Raw genomic sequence first — 20,434 nt, forward strand, 5'->3', positions numbered from 1 at the left:
GACGGCAGGATGAGGGCATGGTCGACCCACGCGCCGGAACCCCTGCCACTGACGCCGATCTCGTGGACGTGTCCGCGTTGCTGGCGGCCTACCACGACCGGGTCCCCGATCCCGAGGACGTCGACCAGCAGGTCGCCTTCGGCACCAGCGGTCACCGGGGGACGTCGCTGAAGACCTCGTTCAACGAGCACCACATCCTCGCGACGACCCAGGCGATCTGCGACTACCGGCGCGAGCAGGGCTACGACGGCCCGCTGTTCATCGGGCGCGACACCCACGCCCTGTCCGAGCCGGCCTGGGTGTCGGCGCTGGAGGTGCTGCTCGCCAACGACGTGCAGGTCCTGGTCGACAGCCGCGACGGCTACACGCCCACCCCGGCGGTCTCCCACGCGATCCTGCGGGCCAACGGCGGGCGTACGACGGGCAGCGGGCTCGCCGACGGCATCGTCGTGACCCCGAGCCACAACCCGCCCAGCGACGGCGGCTTCAAGTACAACCCGCCCCACGGCGGTCCCGCCGACTCCGACGCCACGAGCGTGATCGCCGCGCGCGCCAACGAGCTGATGCGTGGCGGCCTCGCCGACGTACGCCGCGTCGCGGACGTGGGCGGCGCCGGACGCTATGACTTCATGGGCTCCTACGTCGACGACCTGACCGACGTGCTCGACCTCGACGCGATCCGCGACGCGGGGGTGCGGATCGGCGCCGATCCGCTGGGCGGCGCGAGCGTGGACTACTGGGGCGCGATCAGCGAGCGGCACGGCCTCGACCTGACCGTGGTCAACCCGACGGTCGACCCGACGTGGCGGTTCATGACGCTCGACTGGGACGCGAAGATCCGGATGGACTGCTCCTCCCCCTACGCGATGGCCTCGCTGATCGCGCGGAAGGACGACTACGACGTCGCGACCGGCAACGACGCCGACGCCGACCGCCACGGCATCGTCACACCGGACGCCGGGCTGATGAACCCCAACCACTACCTCGCCGTCGCGATCGGCTATCTCTTCGGCGGCGGCCGGCCCGGCTGGCCCGACAGCGCGCGGATCGGCAAGACCCTGGTGTCGAGCTCGATGATCGACCGGGTCGCTGCCGGGCTCGGCAAGCCGCTCGTCGAGGTTCCGGTCGGCTTCAAGTGGTTCGTCCCCGGACTGATCGACGGCTCCTTCGGCTTCGGCGGCGAGGAGTCGGCGGGCGCGTCGTTCCTGCGCCGCGACGGCTCGGTGTGGACGACCGACAAGGACGGGATCCTGCTGTGCCTGCTGGCCAGCGAGATCCTCGCGCGCACCGGGAAGTCGCCGAGCGCCCACTACGCCGACCTCGTCGCCGAGCACGGCGACCCGGCGTACGCGCGCGTCGACGCCCCCGCCGACCGGGCGCAGAAGGCGAAGCTCGCGGCGCTGTCTCCCGACGACGTCGCCGCGACGTCGCTCGCCGGCGAGCCGATCACCGCCCGGCTGACCGAGGCACCCGGGAACGGCGCGAAGATCGGTGGCCTCAAGGTGACGACGGAGAGCGCGTGGTTCGCGGCCCGGCCGAGCGGCACGGAGGACGTCTACAAGATCTACGCCGAGAGCTTCCAGGGTCCCGACCACCTCGCGCAGGTCCAGGCCGAGGCGCGCGAGGTGGTGTCGGCGGCGCTCGGATGAGCCAGCCGCTCGTCCGGCTGCTCGACGACTGGGCGGCATCGGGCCGTGAGCCCGGAGGAGCGGTGTGCGTGCTGCGCGGGGACGACGTGCTCGTCGAGCACGAGGTCGGCACCCGCGACGGCCGCTCGCCCTGGACGCCCGACACCCTGGTGATGACCTACTCGGTCGCCAAGCCGCTGGCGGCCCTGACCGTGCTCGACGTCGTCGCGGCCGGCGACCTCCGGCTCGACCAACGGGTTGCGGAGGTCTGGCCCGGCTACGCCGACCACGGCAAGGGCGCGACCACCGTGCGTCACGTCCTGAGCCACGCGGCCGGCGTCCCCTCCTTCCCGGAGGCCGCAGCCGACCTGGCCTTCGACGACGTCGCCGGCCTGAGCGACTCCCTCGCCGGCGCCGTTCCCGACCACGAGCCCGGAGCGGCCGTGGCCGAGCACGCGCTCACCTACGGCCACCTCTGTGACGCGCTCGTACGCCGGACCACGGGCGACGACCTCGCCGACCGGTTCGCGACGATCGCCGACGAGCACGGCTGGGACCTCCACCTGCGGGTGGCGACCGACGACCTGGCGCGGGTGGCCGACGTCGTGCCGCTGGCGGGCTGGCCGGAGGTCTACACCGAGGACCCGCGGTGGGGTCCGGCGATGGCACGGCCGGCAGGCCTGCTCGACCCGGCGGTCCTCAACGGCGAGCGGTTCCGGCGCTGCAGCTTCCCGGCGATCGCGCTGCACGCGAGCGCCCGTGGCCTGGCCCGGTTCTACGCCGACCTGATGGGCGGACCGGTCCGGGAGCGGCTCGGGTCCGAGCTGCACACGGCGTACGTCTCGGCGGCGGCACGCGGCCACGACCGGCTGCTCGACCGCGAGGTCACGTGGACCCTGGGGTTCCAGGTCGACGACGACGACCTCGGGATGGGTGGCGCCGGTGGCTGCTCGGGCTGGTGGTCGTTCGTGGACGGCTGTGCGGCCGCCTACGTCACCCGCGGGCTGGGCGACCACGACCGCGGCGACGCGGTGTGGCAGGCGGTCAGCGGATCCGCATCTGGGTGAGCGCCTCGAACGGCGCGGTGTAGCGGCTGGTCGGGAGCTCGTGCCGGGCGGCCAGTGTGGCGCGGGTCTTCGCTCGGCGGCGACGGGCGGCGGTCCGGTGGCGGGTCGTGATGGTCATGTGGTCGAGGAGCGGGGCGTCCTCACGGTGATACACAGCACGAGGCCGGTCCCGGGATCATCCGGGACCGGCCTCGTCGGGGAGCCGGACGCGGGGGGCGTCCGGCGGCTCGGGGGTCATGCGCGTCGCAGGATCGCGAGCGCCTCGAGCTGGGCCGAGTAGCGACTCGGCACGATCGGGCGGGTCGCGAGGGTCGCCCTGGTGCGGGCGCGACGCTGCCGCTCGGCGGTGCGGTGGCGGGTGGTGATGGTCATCTCGTGCTCCTGTGTCGGTGTGGCCGGCGGTGTGCCGGTGGACCCAGCAGACCGGTGACCGCTTGCGCTCCACTTGAAGCGCACTTGATCGCGGCTCCAAGTCAGCCAGCCGGGGCTGTCCCCCGGACAGGGACCGGCGTCCCGATCACTGTCCCGAGCCCGGTCGCCCGGGACGGGACGCCTGCGACGCAGGCGGTCCAGACCGGTCGTCGGCCGTCGCAACTCGGCGGCAGCCGGCGGCGTACTGGGGTGGACATCGACTTCGCACCACCCGACCCAAGGAACCGACATGACGCACCACCGCACCCTCGGCGCCGGCCTCGCGGCCCTCGCCCTCGCGACCCTCGCCGCGCCGGCGCTGGCCGGCACGACCAGCCACCTCGAGCAGGTCGCCGTCGTCGATGGCACCGGCGAGCAGCTGCCCTTCTCGAGCGGCGGCAGCGGCACCGGCCAGCTGACCTCCGCCGACGGCACCCGCACGGTCTTCGCCACCGACGCCCCGCTCGTCGCCTCCGACGACAACGGCATCGAGGACGTCTACGTGCGCGACACCGTCGCCGGGACGACGACGCTGGTGAGCCAGCGCGACGGCCACCCCGGCAACGACTTCAGCGCCAACCCGACGATCTCCGCCGACGGCCAGCGGGTCGCCTTCATCACCTGGGCGACCGACCTGACCGGCGCGGAGGACACCAACGGCTCCGAGCTGGACGCCGTCGTCGCCGACCTCGGCACGGGCGACATCGAGCTGGTCTCACAGACCACGGCCGGCTTCCAGCGCGACCGGTCGACCGTCGACGCCGTGATCTCCGGCGACGGCCGTTTCGTCGCCTTCCAGACCTTCGGGTCGTTCGGCATCAAGGACGACGACCGCAAGGAGGACGTCTACGTCCGCGACCTCGAGGCCGGCCGCACGACGCAGGTCTCACTGCTCCCGAACACCAACCGCGACGTCCGCGGGTCCGTGCTCGTCGGCGGCATCTCCGACGACGGAACCCGGGTCACCTTCGGTGACGCCAACCACCTGTGGATGCGCGACACCGCGGCGCGGCGTACGACCCGTTTCTGGCAGGAGCCCGACAGCCCGCCGTGCCAGCCGTTCCCCAGCGGAAGCGCGGGTCGCCCGGCGATCTCCGGCAACGGGAGGTTCGCGGCGTTCGCGAGCTGCGCGACCGACCTCCCCGGCGAGAACGGGAAGGCGACCGACGTCTACCGCGTCAACCTCGCGTCCGGGCGGATCGTTCGGGTGAACAAGGTCGGCAACGACCACAGCTTCCTGCCGAGCCTCTCGCGCACGGGACGGTTCGTCGCCTTCGGTTCCGACGCGTCCAACCTGGTCGCGGGCGACGACGAGGGCAAGGTCGACGCCTTCCTGACCGACCTGCGCGAGCGGACCACCATCCGGGTCTCGCAGGCGGCCGACGGCACCGGCGGCAACCGGCAGAACGGCGCCAACGACGTCGTCGTGAACCGCACCGGCACCGCGGTCTCGTTCCAGACCTACGCCGACAACCTGGTCCCCGGCGACACCCAGGACCAGCGCGAGGTCCTCGTCTGGCACCGCTGACCTGGTGTCGTGTGCCCCAGCGTGCGCCATGGCGCACGCTGGGGCGCACGCGCGCTCAGGTGAGCCAGGCGCCCCGGTGCATGACGCGGGTGACGGCGAGGTCGTCGTCGAGGACGACGAGGTCGGCGTGGGCGCCGGGACGCAGCGCGCCGACGTCGCCGAGGCCGTGGAGCGCCGCGGGCGTCGCGGTCGCGGCGCGGACGGCGTCCTCCAGCGACAGCCCCGCCTCGTGCACGGCGAAGCGCACCGACCCGGCCATCGTCGCCGTGGAGCCGGCGATGGTCCCGTCGGGCAGCCGCGCCTCGCCGTCGCGCACCGTGACGTCCAGCCCGCCCAGTCGGTAGTCGTCGTCGGCCGCACCGGCCGCGGCCATCGCGTCGGTGACGATGACCGTGCGCTGCGGCTTGGCAGCCGCGGCCAGGCCGAGCATCGCGGGGTGGACGTGCACGCCGTCGCAGATCAGCTCGACGCAGGCGTCCGGGTGCTCGAGCAGGGCCGCGACGGGTCCGGGCTCGCGGTGGTGGAGGCCCCGCATGGCATTGAACAGGTGGGTCCCGACCGAGGCTCCGGCGTCGAGCGCCCTCCGGGCCTGGTCGTACGTCGCGTCGGTGTGGCCGATCGCGACGACCACGCCGGCCGCCACGAACCGGCGTACGGCGTCGTCGGCGCCGCCCAGCTCGGGCGCCATCGTCACCATCCGCAGGTGGCCGCGGGCGGCCTCGAGCAGCCGGTCGACGTCGGCCGGCGTCGGCTCGCGCAGGAGGCCGGCGTTGTGGGCCCCCCGCTGGCCGGGCGCGAGCCACGGGCCCTCGAGGTGGATGCCGGCGACCAGACCATCGTCGACAAGTGCGGCGAGCCGCTCGCAGGAGGCCGCCAGCCCCTCGACCGTGTCCGTGACCAGGCTGGCCAGCAGGGTGGTGGTGCCGTGGGCGCGGTGCGCTGCCACGACCCGGGCCACGGCGTCGGGGTGTCCCCCGTCGAACGCCGCACCGCCGCCGCCGTGCACATGGGTGTCCACGAACCCCGGCACCACCGTGCCCGCCAGGTCGAGGTCGGCGGTGCGGGGTGGCTCGCCCGCCCCGACTGCATCGACGCGACCGCCCGACACGTGGAGCCACCCGGGAGCGAAGGTGCTCTCCGTGGTGATGACGCGTCGCGCGGCGAGGACGAGCCCCTCGGCTCTCGGCGCCATGCTGCTCCTCCTCACCGGTCTCGGGCACGGGCTGGCCATGCTAGGCACGGGAGGAGCCGCGGTCTGCGTGGTCCGCGCTGCCGTAGGGTTGTCGTCGTCGTGGCCGGCGTTCGTTCGGAGGTGAGACAGGTGGACGACGCGCAGCGCCGCCTGCTGTCCGCCCTCGCTCGCCGCTACTACCTCGAGGACGCCTCCAAGACCGACCTGGCCGCGGAGTTCTCGATCTCGCGCTTCCGTGTCGCGCGGCTGCTGCAGCAGGCCCGCGAGACCGGCATCGTCACGATCCAGATCGCCGATCACGACGAGCGGAGCGAGTCGCTGTCGGCAGAGCTCGCGCACCACCTGATGCTGGACGAGTGCGTCGTGGTCAAGGCGGGGGACGACGACGCGGACAACCGTCGGCGGCTCGCCAAGGTCGCGGCGGCGCGCATCCAGGACCAGGTCAACGAGGGCGACGTGCTCGGCCTCTCGTGGGGACGCACCCTCGCGGCGATCGGTGAGGAGCTGGCCGACCTCCCTCCGTGCACGATCATCCAGCTCACCGGCACCGTGGGTCACGACCTCAGGCAGTCACCGGTGGAGGTGATCCGCCGGATCGCGGGTCGCTCCAGCGTCGACGCCGTGGCGATCTTCGCCCCGCTCTTCGCCGCGTCCGAGGCAGCAGCCCGGACGTTCCGCCGCGATCCGGCCATCCGGGCGGCGCTCCAGCGCTACGACCACCTCGACCACGCCGTCCTGGCGGTGGGGTCGTGGGTCCCGCCCATCACGCAGCTCGACACCCTGGTCACCGAGCGCGACCTCGAGGAGCTGGCCCGCGAGGGCACCGCGGCGGAGGTCGCCGGCATCTTCCTGCGTGCCGACGGCTCACCCGTCGACGCTGCTGCTGCTCGCCGACGGATCTCGGTCTCGGTCGACGAGCTGCTCGCGACCCCCCAGGTCACGGCTGTGGCCGGGTCGGTGGAGAAGGCTCCTGCCATCGCCGCCACCGCGCGCTCCGGCCTGCTCACGTCCCTCGTCACCGACGACCGCACGGCGGCGTCACTGCTCGGCCTCCCGGCCGTGACGTCGCGCGCGCTCGTCCGGCAGCCGCGACCCCACCAGGGCGCCCGCCGGACCTCCTGAGCCGACCCACGCCGTACGCCGCTGACCGGGCGGACGTCGTGGCTGCCTCCTGCCCGACGCGGCGCCCTGCGGCGCGTTCCGGTGAGACCGTCGTCACACCCGACCCTTGACGCGGCTCTCCCGCAGTGCTCTACTCATATGAGCGCATGTCGCTCACATGAGCAATGGAGGTCACCATGGACACGACGTCGGTCGTGGTCAACGGGCTCGAGGTCGAGGCCGTCGTCGACCACGAGCTGATCGACGGCGTGCTGCTGCCGACCCTGGAGCGGCTCGCAGCCCGGGTGAAGCCCGGTCGTCGCGACTACGTCTTCCTGGTCGCGCCACCCGGTGCCGGCAAGTCGACCCTGGCGGCCCTGCTCGAGCACCGCGCCCGCCATCTCGACCTCGACGTGGTGGGCATCGACGGCTTCCACCACCCGGCGACCCACCTCGAGACCCACCACCTCCTCCGTGGTGGCGAGCAGGTGCCGCTGAGCTCGGTCAAGGGCGCTCCCGAGACCTTCGACGTCGACGGCCTCATCCGCATGCTCGAGGCCGGACGCGAGGGGCAGCCGCTGCCGTGGCCCGGCTACGACCGCGTGCTGCACGACGTCGTGCCCGCGAGTCAGCCGGTGACCGCCGGCCTCGTGGTCGTCGAGGGCACCTGGTTGCTGCTCGACGAGCCAGGGTGGTCGGGGCTGTCGGCGTACTCCTCGTTCACCGTCTTCCTCGAGGCCGAGCCCGCGCTGCTCCGCGACCGGCTGATCGAGCGGAAGGTCCGCGGCGGACTCAGCCGCGAGGCAGCCGTCGACTTCTACGAGCGCAGTGACCGGCTCAACGTCGAACGCGTCCTGGCACGCAGCGACCGGAGCACGGTGGACCTGCCGCTGCACCTCAACACCGACGGAACAACCGAGCGAAGGGGCTCAGCGTGACACAGCAAGCCAGCACGACAGCGAACGAGACGACGTCGACCAGGAAGCCCAGCCGACGAGCGCGCGTCCAGGCCTTCGGCGGCTTCCTGACCGCGATGGTCATCCCGAACGTCGGCGCTTTCATCGCCTGGGGCCTGCTCACGGCCCTGTTCATCCCGACCGGGTGGCTGCCGAACGAGGACCTCGCGGCCCCCGTCGGCCCGATCATCACCTACGTGCTGCCGCTGCTGCTGGCCTACTCGGGCGGGCGGCTGGTGCACGGGCACCGGGGTGGCGTCGCCGGCACCCTGGGCACCATCGGGCTGATCGTCGGCGCGGACATCCCGATGTTCCTGGGCGCGATGGTGATGGGGCCGCTGAGCGCCTGGCTGATCAAGAAGGTCGACGCGGCCGTGCGGCCGCGGGTCCGCTCCGGCTTCGAGATGGTCGTCGACAACTTCACGCTCGGGTTCCTCGGGCTGGGCCTGATCATCGCCTCCTACAAGGCCATCGGACCGGTGATCAGCGGCATCAACGACGTCCTGCTCACGGCGATCAACGCGCTCGTCGACACCGGGGCCCTGCCGTTGCTGTCGGTGCTCAACGAGCCGGCGAAGGTGCTCTTCCTCAACAACGTGATCGACCAGGGCATCTACTACCCGCTCGGCCTGCAGGCGGCGGCGGAGGACGGCAAGTCGATCTTCTTCATGGTCGCCTCGAACCCCGGACCCGGGCTCGGCCTGCTGGTCGCGTTCTGGCTGTTCCACCGCAACCGGGTGATCCGTGACAGCGCGCCCGGCGCGATCATCATCCACTTCCTCGGCGGCATCCACGAGATCTACTTCCCCTACGTCCTCATGAAGCCGCTGACCATCCTCGGCATGATCGCGGGCGGGATGTCCGGGATCGCGACGTTCATGCTCTTCGGTGTCGGCCTGACCGCGGGCCCGAGCCCGGGCTCGATCTTCTCCTACCTGATCCTCACGCCCCGGGGCGACCACGTCGGCGTGATCGCGGGGGTGCTGGTCGCGGCGACCGTCAGCTTCCTGGTCACCGCCGCGATCCTGAAGATCTCCCCCGAGGCCGAGGACGGTGAGGACGACCTCGAGCAGTACGCTGACCGCTCCAAGGCGATGAAGGCCGAGGGCCAGGCCGTGCTGTCCGGAGCACCGGGGGGCGGAGCCTCGTCCGGCGACGGCGGCGGGCCCACGCTGCAGGCAGGCGCCGTCAGCAGCATCGTGTTCGCCTGCGACGCCGGGATGGGCAGCAGCGCGATGGGTGCCAACGCCTTCCGCAAGAAGCTGGAGAAGGCCGGCCGTGGGGACGTGAGCGTGGTCCACGCGGCCATCGAGGCGATCCCCGACGACACCGACCTCGTCGTGGTGCACGAGAACCTCGCCGACCGCGCCGCCGGCGCCCGGCCCGGGGTCGAGCTCGTGACCATCAAGAACTTCCTCGGCGACCCCGCGCTCGACCGCCTCGAGCAGGAGCTGAGCACCCAGGAGGCAGCGCGTGACCACTGACCGACTCATCAGGGCCGCCCGGATCCACGGCAAGGACAAGGTCGCCGTCGGCGAGTTCCCGCTGCCGCCGACCGGGGACGACGAGCTGTTGCTGAAGGTGGTGAGCAGCAGCATGTGCCTGTCGACCTCCAAGGCGCTCTCGCTGGGGACCGAGCACAAGCGGGTCCCCGACGACGTCGAGGACGTCCCCGTGATCACCGGCCACGAGTTCGCCGGTGTGATCGAGGAGGCCGGCAGCGCCCTCGCCGACCGGTTCACGACCGGCGAGCGGGTGGCGGTCCTGCCGACGATGGGGCTGCCCAGCGGCTGGTCGCCGGGCTACAGCTATCCCTACTACGGAGGCGACGCGACGTACTGCATCGTGCCGAAGGTCGCGATCGACAAGGGCTGCGTGCTGCCCTACGAGGAGACCTACTTCGCCAACGCCTCGTTGGCCGAGCCGATGTCGTGCATCATCGGCGCGCTGCACGCCAGCTATCACACCGAGCCGCTGGTCTGGGAGCACCAGATGGGCATCCGGACGGGTGGCTCCCTGGCCCTGCTCGGGTGCGGTGGGGCGATGGGCATCGGGGCGATCGACTACGCCCTGCACGGCCCCTACCGGCCGCGCCTGGTCGTGGCCGTGGACGTCAACGAGGAGCGGCTCGCACGACTCGAGCGGCTGTTCCCGCCCGAGGAGGCGCTCGCCCGGGGGACCCGGCTCGTCTTCCTCGACGCCAGTGACGTCGATGCGCGCGAGGCCCTGCTCGACATGTCGGAGGGGAAGGGCTACGACGACGTGGTGGTCTTCGCCGCCAGCAAGGCCCTGGTGGAGACCGGGGACGCCGTCCTCGGCGAGGACGGCTGCCTCAACTTCTTCGCCGGCCCCACCGACCGTGAGTTCATGGCCAGCATCAACCTCTACAACGTCCACTACGAGCGCACCCACATGGTCGGCACGTCGGGCGGCTCCCGCTCGGACATGGAGGAGTCGCTGGACCTGTCCGCCGCCGGTGACATCAACCCCTCACGCATGGTGACGCACGTCGGAGGCCTCGACGCCGTGCCCGACGCCCTGTCCACGCTGCCGGGGTTCACCGGCGGCAAGATCCTGATCTACCCGCACATCGACCTGGAGCTCACGGCGATCGCGGACTTCGCGGCTGCCGGGGCACACGACCCCCGGTTCGCGCGCCTCGCCGAGATCTGCGCCCCCCACGACAACATCTGGAACCGGGAGGCCGAGGCCTACGTGCTCGAGGCGTTCGCCCACCCCGACTAGGCGGACGGGTCGGCCGGCGCCGGCTGCTTCGGGTCGTGGGCCACGCCTCCGAAGTACATCTGGGCGAGCTCGGGGTCGGACAGCACGGCGTCGGCGCTGCGCTGGGTGATGACCTTGCCGCTCTCCATGACGATGCCGTCGGTCGCCATCCGCATGCCGAAGCGGACGTTCTGCTCGACGAGCAGGATCGTCTTGCCGCTCTCCGACAGCAGCATCACCGACTCGTAGAGCGTCTGGAGGGCCTTGGGATCGAGGCCGAGCGAGGGCTCGTCGAGCAGCAGCAGGATCGGGTCGAGCATGAGGGAGCGGGCGAACTCGACCATCCGTCGCTGGCCGCCGGACAGGTTGCCGGCGTTCTCGCTGGCGCGGTCGGCGACGATCGGGAAGAGCGAGGCGACCTCGTCGTAGCGCTGCTTCACCAGCGACTTGTCCCGCCGGATGATGTAGGCGCCGAGCAGGACGTTCTCCTTCACCGACATCGAGGGGAACAGGGCGTTGGACTGGGGCACCTGGGAGATGCCGCGCTCGAGGATCTGTGCCGCACTCGCGGTGTGGATCGGCTCGCCGTCGAGGTGGACCTCGCCGAGGCGCGGGGTGAGCAGGCCGCTGACGGTCTTGAGGACGGTCGACTTGCCGGCCCCGTTGGGGCCGACGATGCAGGCGACCGACCCCTTCGGGACGGTGATGTCGACGCCCTGGAGGACGTCGCCTCCGCCGTAGCCGGCGACGACGCCCTGCATCCGCAGCATCGGGACTGCACCGGTCGCTTCGCTGGTCATCGGCGTGCACCCTCCTCGAGCTGGAAGTCCTCACCGAGGTAGGCGTCGATGACGGCGGGGTCGTTCTTGATCTCCTCGGGCGTCCCGGTGGCCATCGTGCGGCCGCGGCCCAGGACGTGCACGGGGTCGCAGAGCCCGAGCACGAAGGGCATGTTGTGCTCGACGATGAGGAAGGTCTTCCCGTAGGAGTTGAGCTCCCGGATCATCTCGCCCATCCGCTCGATCAGCACCGGGTTGATGCCGCCCGCGGGCTCGTCGAGCAGGATCAGCTTCGGGTCGAGCATCAGCACCTGGGCGAGCTCGACCAGCTTCTGCTGGCCGTAGGAGAGGTCGGAGGCACGCTGGTCACGGAAGTCGCGCATCCCGACGAACTCGAGCAGCTCCTCCGCCGCACGCGCCTCCGCGCCGCTCACGGCCACTCGAGTGAGACCCCGGAGGGAGAAGCTGCGCTGCGCCGCGACCACGTTCTCGAGCACGGTCATCTCGCGGAAGAGCCGGGTGATCTGGAAGGTCCGGCCGAGGCCGCGGTGGGCGCGCTGCCACGACTTCATGCCGTCGATCCGCTCACCACCGAGCCAGATCTCGCCGGCGTCGGCGCGGATCGTGTCGTCGATCAGGTTGAAGAGGGTGGTCTTGCCCGAGCCGTTGGGCCCGATGAGTCCGGTGATCGACCCCTCGGGCACCACCAGGCTGGCGCCGTCGACGGCCTTGAGCCCGCCGAAGTGCTTCTGGAGGCCCTTGACCTCCAGCAGCGGTCGGTCGGGGATCTCGGACCGGTCGACGACCTGCACGCGGTCGGTGATCGAGGCGAGGCTGCCGCCGGTGCCGATCCGGGCGCCGACGCGGCCGGCCTTGCCGCGCGTACGCCGCCAGCTCAGCAGCGACTCGATCGCCGGCAGGATCCCCTTGGGCAGGAAGATCACGACCAGCACGAGCAGGCCGCCAAAGAGGAAGAGCCGGGTGTTGCCGCCGCCCCAGCTGTTGTTGGCGATCTCGTTGAGGGGCTCGATGAGGAACGCGCCCAGCACCGGCCCCCACAGCGTGCCCTTGCCGCCGATCAGCATCGAGAGGACCAGCTGCACGCTGATCAGGATGCTGAACATGCCGCGCGGGTCGATGAAGGTCAGGTAGTAGCCGTAGACCGCGCCGGCCATGCCCACGCAGACGGCGCTCGCCATGAACGCGATGATCTTCTCCGCCGGCAGGTTGATGCCGATGGTGGCCGCCTTGGTCTCGTCGTCGCGGATCGCGACCAGGCCCATGCCGAGCTTCGTGCGCCGGATCCACCAGGTCATCAGGACCTGGAGCGCGAGCACCGCGACCAGCGCGTAGTAGAACGGCATGTTGAACAGGGCGAGGTCCCAGTCGGGGAGCGGCATCGTCAGCCCGGCCGTGCCGTTGGTCAGCGAGACCCAGTTGACCGCGATGACCTGGACGAGGAACAAGAAGGCGACCGTGATGATGACGAACGCCGGGCCCGAGGACCGCAGCGAGACCAGCCCCAGGATGAGCGCGATCAGCATCGCGACGATGCCTGCGACCGGGACCCACAGCCAGATGGAGGTGTCGGGGTAGCGGGCGGCGAGGACGCCGATGGTGTAGCCGCCGAGGCCGAGGAACGCACCCTGGCCGAGCGAGATGTAGCCGGCGAAGCCGGAGATGATGTTGAGCCCGCTGGCGCCGACGGCGAAGACCAGCGAGAGGATGATCATGTTCTGGTAGTAGAGGTCGTCGCTCGCGAGCGGGAAGGCGATCAGCGCGATCGCGGCGACGAGCACGACGGCCCGGCCCAGCCAGATCGGTTGGGCCCACACCCGATTGCGGGTCTCGGTGCCACCGGTGTCGGTGGCGGCAGGAGAGCTGGTCATGTGGCGACGGCATCCTCACGGAGTCGGGTCCCGAGCAGCCCCTGCGGACGGATCAGCAGGACGGCGAAGACGATGGCGTAGGGCACTGCCGTGGCCCACGAGGGCGAGACGTAGGTCGAGGTGAGGGTCTCGGCGAGCCCGAACAGCAGCGCGCCCAGCACGGCCCCGTTGAGGCTGCCGAGGCCGCCGAGCACGACGATGGCGAGGAGTCGCGCGATCCACTGGTAGTGGGAGCCCGGGACGAACGGGTAGAGCACGCCGGTGATCGCTCCGCCCGCCCCGGCCGCCGCGATCCCGATCGCGAAGACCAGGGCGGCGACGGAGGCGGTGCGGATCCCGACGAGCTGGGCCGAGGACGGGTTGCTGGCCGCGGCCCTGATCGCGCGTCCGAGCCAGGTGCGGGTGAGCACCAGCCAGAGCACGACCAGGACCGCGATCGCGATCAGGCCGCCGTAGACCTGGGCCTTCGGCAGGAAGATCCCGCCGATCGTGAAGGACTCGTCGGCGTAGGACGGCCGGATCGCGGTGGAGTTGTTCCCCCAGATCTCACCCATCGCGCCCTCCAGGACGAGCGCGAGCCCGAAGGTCAGCAGCACCGTGGAGGCCATGGGAGCGGACCGGACCGGGGACACCACCACCTTGTAGGTGGCCCAGCCGATCGCGAACACCACCGGGGTGGTGATCACGATGGCCAGCAGCGGGTCGATGCCGAGCACGTCCCACAGGGTGTAGGTGATGAACGCCGCGAGGATCAGGAACGCGCCATGGGCGATGTTGATGACCCTCATCACCCCGAAGATCAGGGTGAGCCCGCTGGCTGCGAGGGCGTAGACGCCGCCCAGGAGCAGCCCGAGCGCGACGCTCTGGAGGAGGACGGTCATCAGCCGGCGCCGCCGGGCATCCAGTCGCGCTCGACCTCGGCGGTGGCGGCCTCCTCGGGCAGCACGATCTCGGGCGCGCCGTCCTGCCACTGGCCGATGAGGAACTCGCCCTGCGGGGCACCGGTCTCGTCCCACGAGAGCGGGCCGAGGATCGTCTCGACCTCGTTCTCGTGGAGCCAGTCGGCGAGCGCCTGCTGGTCGTCGATGCCACCCACGGCCTCGACAGCCGCCTGCAGCACCTCGGCAGCCGCGAACGCGTCGGCGGCGTCCTCGGGGACCTCGCCCTCGCCGAACATCTCGGCGTACTTCGCGACGAACTCGGCGTTGCCGGGCGTCTCCGCGTCGACCGAGTGGCTCACGGCGTAGAAGATGCCCTCGGTGTTCTCCTCACCGATGCCCTCGGTGAACTGACCGCCGAACGACGGCGCGTTGGTCTGGAAGAACATGTCCGGCGTGAAGCCCGCCTTGAGCATGGCGCGGGTCATGCCGATGCCGTCCTCGAACTGGGCGCCGTGGACCACGAGGTCGGGGTCGGCGTTCTTCATGGCGCTCACGATCGTGTCGAAGTTCTTCGTGTCGATCGCATAGGTCTCCTCGTAGACCGTCTCCACGCCAGCGCCTTCGAGGATCTCACGGATGCCGGCCACGTTGGGGGCGGCGAACGGGTCGTCGAGCGTCGGGTAGGCAGCGGTGGCGGGCTTCTCGCCGTCGGGCAGGCCGGCCACCCACTCGGCGAACACCTTGCCCTGCTTGTCGGCGGTCGCCTGCTGGGCGAAGAAGAGGAACTCGAAGCCGCGGTTGAACATGTCGGGCGAGCCGCCCGCCGGCTCGACGTAGACCATCTGGTTGCGCTCGGCGACGGCCGAGGCGGGGAGGTTGAGCAGCGAGGAGAAGGTCCCGAGAAGGAGGTCGACCTTGTCCTGGCTGATGAGGGCGTTGTAGTCGGAGACGATGGTGTTCTGGTTGGAGGCGTCGTCCTTGACGACCAGCTCGATCTCGCGACCCAGCAGACCGCCCTCGTCGTTGACCATCTCCTGCCACACCTTGTAGCCCTGCTCGGCCGCCTGGCCCGGCTGGGAGAACTCTCCGGTCAGGGGGAGCGAGGTGCCGATGACGATCGGCTCGTCACTGCCACCGCCGCCACCGCCGCCACCGCTGTCGTCGCCTCCACAGGCAGCCAGGCTGGTCGCGAGGACACCGGTCAGTGCCGCGGCCATCAGGCCCCGGCGTCGGGAAATCTGGGCCATGCTTCCTCCTCGGTGAATCCGCAATCGATTGCGGCACGGCCAGTGTTGTGGCGCCCGCCACACGTGTCAAGGGTCAGACCCGCCGATGGTCCGGAATTTCCCGGAACGTGCCTCACCTGAGGCATATGGCGCGGGCGCAGCGCGCTCGTCCCGGTCGGTCCGGCGCGGCAGGTGGTGGCACACTCACGCTTGCAATCGGTTGTGGCCAAGGTGCAGGCTCGCTCCCATGACCGACTCCCTGCCCGCTTCCGTCGAGGTCGTCGTCGTCGGCGCCGGCCACAACTCGCTCGTGGCCGCCGCCTACCTCGCCCGTGCCGGGCTCGAGGTGCTCGTGCTCGAGGCCGGCTCCCAGGTCGGCGGCAACACCAGGACCGAGGAGCTCACGCTGCCCGGTTTCGCCCACGACTCCTGCAGCAGCGCCCACGTCCTGATCCAGAACAACCCGCTGATCCGTGACGACGAGCTCGGCCTGGTCGCCGACGAGGGCCTGACCTACCTGACGACCGATCCGGCGGTGGTGATGCCGCAGCCCGACGGCGACGTGCTCGTCATGCGGCCCGACCTGGCCGCGACCGTCGACGAGCTCGGTCGCTTCTCCGCCGCGGACGCGCACGCGTTCGAGCAGATGGTCACCGCGTGGAAGGGTGGGCTGGCCGCGGCCCACGGCCGGTGGAGCTCCCACCTCCCCCAGCCGCGCGACGCGATCACCGGCGACTACCTCGCGCTGCGACGCCGCTCGGCCTGGGACGTCGTGCACGAGACCTTCGAGAGCGAGGTCGTGCGCTCCTTCGTGCTGTGGCTGGCGATGGCGACGATCCAGGACCCGCGGCGTCCGGGCACCGGGTTCCTCCCCTCGTCGCTGTCGGCGGGCCGGCTCGACTTCGGCTGGACCACCCCGGTCGGCGGCAGCCAGGCGCTGCCGGACGCCCTGGTCCGGGTCGTCGAGCGCCACGGCGGCCGGGTCGTCTGCGACGCCGCGGTGACCGGCATCGACACGAAGGGCGGCCGGGTCACGGCCGTCCGGGTCGATGACCAGCGGATCGAGGTCGGCCGGGCGGTCGTCGACGGCGGCCACCTCGCGCGCGTGGCGGACCGGCTGGGTGACGCCGCGAGCAGCGACGTCCTCGAGGCCCGTGACAGCTGGCGTCCCGGGCTGAGCGTGCTCGCGGTCCACGCCGCACTGTCGGGCGAGCTCGCGTTCGGCACCGACGGGGTCGCGAGCGCTGCGGCCGGCCTGGGCACGACGACGGGCATGGCCCGCCACCTCGACCGCTGCGCCGCCGGTGAGGTCGACGCCGACGACCCGTGGCTGCTGGTCGTCAACCAGACGGTCGTCGACCGCAGCCGCGTCGCCGGGGACGGTGGCACCTTCAAGATCCTGACCATGGCTCCGTGGGAGCGGGCCGACGGCCGCGACTGGGAGGGGTCGAAGGACGCCCACGGCGAAGCACTCGTCGACCTCGTGCGCCGCCGCGGCCGCGGCCTCGACACCGCCGACATCCTGTCGATCCGCACCGAGTCACCGGTCGACGTCGCCGCCCACAACCCCCAGAACCTCGGCGGCTCCTGCCACGGCGGGGAGTTCCTGCTCGACGGCGAGGTCGTGGCCGGCTGGCCGCGCTACGACACCGGGGTCGACGGCCTCTTCCTGACCGGCTCCACCACCCACCCGGGCGGATCGGTGTCCGGCCGTCCGGGACGCAACGCCGCCCGCACCACCCTGACCGCCCTCGGGGTCGACCCGCTCACCGTCATGGGGCCGGGCTGAGCGAAGGAGGTCCTCCGGCCGCCGCGTCCGACCCCGCGTCCGACCCCGCGTCCGACGTCGGGGTCGGCTGCCCGAGGTGGTCGCCCGCCTGGTCGAGCAGCTGACGTGCTGCCAGCCGGCCGGCCCGCACGACCTGGTCCATCTGGTGGAACTCCAGCAGCCCGACCCCCATCGTCGGGGGCGTCACCACCCAGGCGCCGTGGGCACGGGCCGAGGCCACGGCGCCGCCGCTGCCGATCATCATCGTCCTCAGCAGGGTCTCCCCCAGCGCAGGCACGCGGCGCGGCCCGACGTGGGCGCGGCCCGACGACCCGGATCCGCCCATGGCGATGTTGACCGCCACCACGGGCCCCTCGTCGCGCTCGACCAGCAGGTCGGTCGGAAGGTTGTCCAGGACGCCGCCGTCGACGAGCAGGCGACCCTGGTCGTCGGGGATCGGCGCGAACAGCACCGGCAGCCGGACCGAGGCCCGCGCAGCGTCGATCGCGCTGCCCCGGCGGTGGACCTGCCGGCTTCGCGTGACCAGGTCGGTGCTGACGACGCGCAGCTGCCGGGGCAGTGCCTCGATGGTGGCGTCGGCCCCCAGGTGCCTGACCAGCGCTGCGCGGACGCGCTGCCCCTTGGCGAGCGACCGGGTCGGCAGCCGCCAGTCGGCGAAGGGGCTGCGCCGCACGAACTCGGCGTACAGCCGCTCCTCGACCTCGGCGCTGCCCATCCCCGCGGCGTGGAGCGTGGCGACGACGGAGCCGATGCTGGCCCCGGCGACCCGGTCCACGTGGAGTCCCTGCGCCTCGAGCTCCATCAGGACGCCGACGTGGGCGAACGCCCGCGCGCCGCCCCCGGCGAGGACGAGACCGAGGGAGCGGCCGGCGAGCCGGTCGGCCAGTGCCCGCAACGACACGTCGTGGTCGCCCTCGACGACGGTGAGCTGCCACGCGTCGGTCGCGGCGACCCACGCGGCACGCTCCGCCGGGGACGCGACGGCGCCCAGGACGACCAGCTCGGGCTGCTGGCCGGCGGGAGGTCCCGGCGGGCACGGCGACTCCGGTGGAGCCGAGCCGGCTCGGCCGACGAGCACCACGGCGTCGGCCTGGCGCCGGCAGAACTCGTGCCAGTCCCGGGCGGCGGCCGGGGCGTCGTCGGTCACGCCCTCCGCGACGAGCACCACCCGGTCGTGGTCCTGCTCGAGCCGGTCGAGGGCAACCGGGTCGACCTCGCCGGGGGCCGCCACCGACAGGTGACGGGCCAGCCGGCGCCGCAGGACGTCGGCGACCTCGGCCGCGCCGCTGCCGGGGTGGAGCCCGACCACCGCGACCACGGTGGGACGCACCGGCCGCTCCGCGCTGACCACGGCTGCTCCCGCGGTCCGCAACCGGTCGGCCACCTGGGAGAGCAGCACGCGGCTCGCGGCCGGGTCGGTCGACACGAGGCCCTCGAAGGCGTCGCGCGGGAGCTCGAGCAGCACCGAGTCACGACGGGCCCGCACCGAGGCCGAGCGCTCCTCGTCGGTCAGCAGGGCCAGCTCGCCCAGCACGGCGCCCGGCCCGAGCTCCCGCACCGGCTGGCCGGCCACGCTGACCTCGAGCCGCCCCCGGCGCAGGACGTACGCCGAGCCGGCGGGGTCGCCCTCCCGCATCACCCACGAGCCTGCCGGGGCCGTCAGCTCCCGCGCGGAGTCCTCGAGTCGTCGGCGCGCCTCCGGGGACAACCCCGCCAGCAGCCCGACGTCGGACAGGTCCGGTGTCGTCGCCCCAGCGTGGGTGTCCTCCCCCGGAGTCACCGCGCCGGCGGCGACACCGAGGGGTGGGTGCACGACGGCACCGGCGGTCTCGTCGTCCTCGTCGACCGGCGTCGTGGCGGACCGGAGCCGGCCCAGCGGCAGGGACACGACCGCGACCACGAGGAACGCGATGATCGAGAGCAGCCAGCCGTCGCGGAACACCGCCACGGCGTCGGCACCGGTGGGGGTCCCCAGGATCACGACGAGCACGGCGATGCCGAGGACCCCGCCGAACTGCCGGGCGCTCGAGACCACCGCGGAGGCGGTGGCGTAGCGGCCGCCCGGCACGGCGGCGAGCGCAGCGCTGCCCAGCAGCGGCAGGGTCGCGCCGACCCCGATGCCGCTCAGCACCTGGCCCGGCAGCCACTCGGCCCAGAAGGCGGGGACCACCCCGACCTGCTGATGGTACCAGAGGTAGGCGCCGGCCCACACCAGGGCACCCGGGACGACGAACACGCGGTAGCCGTGCTCCTCCGCGAGCGGGCCGAGCCGGCTGGCGACCACGGCCGCCACCAGCGCCCCCGGTGCCAGGGCCAGGCCGGCCTGGAGCACGGTGTAGCCCCACACGTACTGCAGCCACAGGATGTTGGTGAGCAGGTAGGCGAAGAACCCGAAGCCGGCCACCGCCGTCGCGAGGTTCGCGACGCTGAAGGAGCGGATCCGCAGCAGGGCCGGGTCGAGCACCGGGGACCGGTGACGGCTCGAGCTCAGGACGAAGAGCCCCAGCACGACCGCGGCACCGGCGAAGGTGAGCCAGGTCCGGCCCGCCGCCCAGCCCCAGTCGCCGCCCTTGACGACGCCGAGGTTCAGCAGCGCGAGGAACCCGGCGAGCAGGACCGCTCCCGGCAGGTCCGGGAGCTTCCGCCGGCCGGGGGCGCGGCTCTCCACCAGCTGTCTCCGGGCCACCCACCAGGCGACGAGCCCGAACGGGAGGTTCACCAGGAACGCCCACCGCCACCCGCCGAGCTCGACCAGCGCGCCGCCGGCCGGAGGGCCGAGGCCGGCCGCGACCGCCGCGGTGGCGCCCCACAACCCGATCGCGTGGGCGCGACGCTCCTCGGGGAACGCCTCGACGACCAGGGCGAGCGAGGCCGGCACGAGCATGGCCGCGCCCAGTGCCTGCACCACCCGGGCTGCCACCAGCAGGTCCAGGGTGGGGGCCAGCCCGCACAGGCCCGAGCCGATCGTGAACAGCAGCACGCCGAGCGCGAAGCCGCGGCGTCGTCCGAGCAGGTCGGCGAGCCGTCCGAACACGATGAGGAAGGCGGCGAAGGTGATGTTGTAGGCGTTGAGCACCCACGAGAGGTGCTCGATCGACGCGTCCTCGAACGACTCCCGGATCGAGGGGAACGCGACGTTGACGATGGTGGCGTCGAGGAACGCGAGGAAGGCGCCGAACGAGGCGACCAGCAGCACCCGCGAGGCCGGGACGCGTGCGGCCGGGACCTGCAACACCGGACCCCCTCACACCAGCCCGTCGGCC

The 20,434-nt window shown here is 72.2% G+C and carries 16 protein-coding genes; 8 read left to right on the plus strand and 8 right to left on the minus strand.

Going from position 1 to position 20,434, the window contains the following annotated elements; all coding sequences use genetic code 11:
• Window positions 1–17: 17 nt before the first annotated feature.
• Together pgm and ABD091_RS07645 are read left to right on the plus strand one after the other, a co-directional pair.
• Window positions 18–1,649: a phosphoglucomutase (alpha-D-glucose-1,6-bisphosphate-dependent) gene (gene pgm / locus ABD091_RS07640; protein ID WP_343917018.1), complete on the plus strand. Its 1,632-nt coding sequence runs from the start codon at window positions 18–20 to the stop codon at window positions 1,647–1,649.
• The gene (locus ABD091_RS07645; RefSeq protein WP_343917020.1) at window positions 1,646–2,695 is read left to right on the plus strand and encodes a serine hydrolase domain-containing protein; all 1,050 of its coding nucleotides are present in this window, start codon (window positions 1,646–1,648) and stop codon (window positions 2,693–2,695) included. Before pgm ends, ABD091_RS07645 begins: the two co-directional genes overlap by 4 nt.
• Here the strand turns inward: ABD091_RS07645 and ABD091_RS07650 are convergent.
• Both ABD091_RS07650 and ABD091_RS07655 read right to left on the minus strand, forming a co-directional pair.
• Window positions 2,673–2,813, minus strand: coding sequence for a hypothetical protein (locus ABD091_RS07650; RefSeq protein ID WP_343917022.1), 141 nt, complete (start codon window positions 2,811–2,813; stop codon window positions 2,673–2,675). The two genes, ABD091_RS07645 and ABD091_RS07650, sit on opposite strands and share 23 nt — an antisense overlap.
• 116 nt (window positions 2,814–2,929) lie before the next feature.
• Window positions 2,930–3,067, minus strand: coding sequence for a hypothetical protein (locus ABD091_RS07655; RefSeq protein ID WP_343917024.1), 138 nt, complete (start codon window positions 3,065–3,067; stop codon window positions 2,930–2,932).
• Window positions 3,068–3,356: 289 nt separating this feature from the next.
• Here ABD091_RS07655 and ABD091_RS07660 point away from each other — a divergent pair, with 289 nt between their 5' ends.
• Window positions 3,357–4,634 (plus strand): TolB family protein, encoded by a 1,278-nt coding sequence (locus ABD091_RS07660; RefSeq protein WP_343917026.1) that lies wholly within the window; start codon window positions 3,357–3,359, stop codon window positions 4,632–4,634.
• A 55-nt stretch (window positions 4,635–4,689) separates the two neighbouring features.
• Here the strand turns inward: ABD091_RS07660 and nagA are convergent, their stop codons facing one another.
• On the minus strand, window positions 4,690–5,826 hold the full coding sequence (nagA, locus tag ABD091_RS07665; protein ID WP_343917028.1) for an N-acetylglucosamine-6-phosphate deacetylase: 1,137 nt from the start codon (window positions 5,824–5,826) through the stop codon (window positions 4,690–4,692).
• A 129-nt stretch (window positions 5,827–5,955) separates the two neighbouring features.
• On the opposite strand from nagA, the gene ABD091_RS07670 reads away from it, so the two are divergent.
• From ABD091_RS07670 to ABD091_RS07685, 4 genes are all read left to right on the plus strand, one after another.
• Complete coding sequence (locus tag ABD091_RS07670; RefSeq protein WP_343917030.1) at window positions 5,956–6,948, plus strand: sugar-binding transcriptional regulator; 993 nt, start codon at window positions 5,956–5,958, stop codon at window positions 6,946–6,948.
• A 176-nt stretch (window positions 6,949–7,124) separates the two neighbouring features.
• Window positions 7,125–7,865: a nucleoside/nucleotide kinase family protein gene (locus ABD091_RS07675; RefSeq protein WP_343917032.1), complete on the plus strand. Its 741-nt coding sequence runs from the start codon at window positions 7,125–7,127 to the stop codon at window positions 7,863–7,865.
• Window positions 7,862–9,367, plus strand: a complete 1,506-nt coding sequence (locus ABD091_RS07680) for a PTS mannitol transporter subunit IIBC (protein WP_343917034.1) — start codon at window positions 7,862–7,864, stop codon at window positions 9,365–9,367. The genes ABD091_RS07675 and ABD091_RS07680 overlap by 4 nt, the downstream gene beginning before the upstream one ends.
• On the plus strand, window positions 9,357–10,628 hold the full coding sequence (locus tag ABD091_RS07685; protein WP_343917036.1) for a zinc-binding dehydrogenase: 1,272 nt from the start codon (window positions 9,357–9,359) through the stop codon (window positions 10,626–10,628). Before ABD091_RS07680 ends, ABD091_RS07685 begins: the two co-directional genes overlap by 11 nt.
• Here the strand turns inward: ABD091_RS07685 and ABD091_RS07690 are convergent.
• Genes ABD091_RS07690 through ABD091_RS07705 form a run of 4 tightly spaced genes read right to left on the minus strand, consistent with a single transcriptional unit; the run spans window position 10,625 to window position 15,403 of the window.
• On the minus strand, window positions 10,625–11,407 hold the full coding sequence (locus ABD091_RS07690; RefSeq protein ID WP_343917038.1) for an ABC transporter ATP-binding protein: 783 nt from the start codon (window positions 11,405–11,407) through the stop codon (window positions 10,625–10,627). The genes ABD091_RS07685 and ABD091_RS07690 overlap by 4 nt on opposite strands.
• Window positions 11,404–13,275, minus strand: coding sequence for a branched-chain amino acid ABC transporter ATP-binding protein/permease (locus tag ABD091_RS07695; RefSeq protein WP_343917040.1), 1,872 nt, complete (start codon window positions 13,273–13,275; stop codon window positions 11,404–11,406). The genes ABD091_RS07690 and ABD091_RS07695 overlap by 4 nt, the downstream gene beginning before the upstream one ends.
• The gene (locus ABD091_RS07700; RefSeq protein ID WP_343917042.1) at window positions 13,272–14,156 is read right to left on the minus strand and encodes a branched-chain amino acid ABC transporter permease; all 885 of its coding nucleotides are present in this window, start codon (window positions 14,154–14,156) and stop codon (window positions 13,272–13,274) included. The genes ABD091_RS07695 and ABD091_RS07700 overlap by 4 nt, the downstream gene beginning before the upstream one ends.
• Window positions 14,156–15,403 carry an amino acid ABC transporter substrate-binding protein gene (locus ABD091_RS07705; protein WP_343917044.1) on the minus strand — a complete coding sequence of 416 codons (1,248 nt, stop codon included), beginning with the start codon at window positions 15,401–15,403 and terminating at the stop codon, window positions 14,156–14,158. The genes ABD091_RS07700 and ABD091_RS07705 overlap by 1 nt, the downstream gene beginning before the upstream one ends.
• Before the next feature lie 226 nt (window positions 15,404–15,629).
• Here ABD091_RS07705 and ABD091_RS07710 point away from each other — a divergent pair, with 226 nt between their 5' ends.
• Entirely contained in the window at window positions 15,630–17,171 is a 1,542-nt protein-coding gene (locus ABD091_RS07710; RefSeq protein WP_343917046.1) for a phytoene desaturase family protein, read from the plus strand.
• Here the strand turns inward: ABD091_RS07710 and ABD091_RS07715 are convergent.
• Window positions 17,155–20,406, minus strand: coding sequence for an MFS transporter (locus ABD091_RS07715; RefSeq protein WP_343917048.1), 3,252 nt, complete (start codon window positions 20,404–20,406; stop codon window positions 17,155–17,157). The genes ABD091_RS07710 and ABD091_RS07715 overlap by 17 nt on opposite strands.
• Window positions 20,407–20,434: the final 28 nt, after the last annotated feature.

Origin of the sequence: Nocardioides aestuarii, assembly GCF_039527245.1 — a bacterium.
Lineage (GTDB): Bacteria > Actinomycetota > Actinomycetes > Propionibacteriales > Nocardioidaceae > Nocardioides > Nocardioides aestuarii.

Excerpts from the sequence above, each read along its gene's own strand:
- pgm (WP_343917018.1), top strand. The coding sequence starts at position 18 with ATGGTCGACCCACGCGCCGGAACCCCTGCCACTGACGCCGATCTCGTG.
- ABD091_RS07645 (WP_343917020.1), top strand. The coding sequence starts at position 1,646 with ATGAGCCAGCCGCTCGTCCGGCTGCTCGACGACTGGGCGGCATCGGGC.
- ABD091_RS07650 (WP_343917022.1), bottom strand. The coding sequence starts at position 2,813 with ATGACCATCACGACCCGCCACCGGACCGCCGCCCGTCGCCGCCGAGCG.
- ABD091_RS07655 (WP_343917024.1), bottom strand. The coding sequence starts at position 3,067 with ATGACCATCACCACCCGCCACCGCACCGCCGAGCGGCAGCGTCGCGCC.
- ABD091_RS07660 (WP_343917026.1), top strand. The coding sequence starts at position 3,357 with ATGACGCACCACCGCACCCTCGGCGCCGGCCTCGCGGCCCTCGCCCTC.
- nagA (WP_343917028.1), bottom strand. The coding sequence starts at position 5,826 with ATGGCGCCGAGAGCCGAGGGGCTCGTCCTCGCCGCGCGACGCGTCATC.
- ABD091_RS07675 (WP_343917032.1), top strand. The coding sequence starts at position 7,125 with ATGGACACGACGTCGGTCGTGGTCAACGGGCTCGAGGTCGAGGCCGTC.
- ABD091_RS07690 (WP_343917038.1), bottom strand. The coding sequence starts at position 11,407 with ATGACCAGCGAAGCGACCGGTGCAGTCCCGATGCTGCGGATGCAGGGC.
- ABD091_RS07695 (WP_343917040.1), bottom strand. The coding sequence starts at position 13,275 with ATGACCAGCTCTCCTGCCGCCACCGACACCGGTGGCACCGAGACCCGC.
- ABD091_RS07700 (WP_343917042.1), bottom strand. The coding sequence starts at position 14,156 with ATGACCGTCCTCCTCCAGAGCGTCGCGCTCGGGCTGCTCCTGGGCGGC.
- ABD091_RS07705 (WP_343917044.1), bottom strand. The coding sequence starts at position 15,403 with ATGGCCCAGATTTCCCGACGCCGGGGCCTGATGGCCGCGGCACTGACC.
- ABD091_RS07710 (WP_343917046.1), top strand. The coding sequence starts at position 15,630 with ATGACCGACTCCCTGCCCGCTTCCGTCGAGGTCGTCGTCGTCGGCGCC.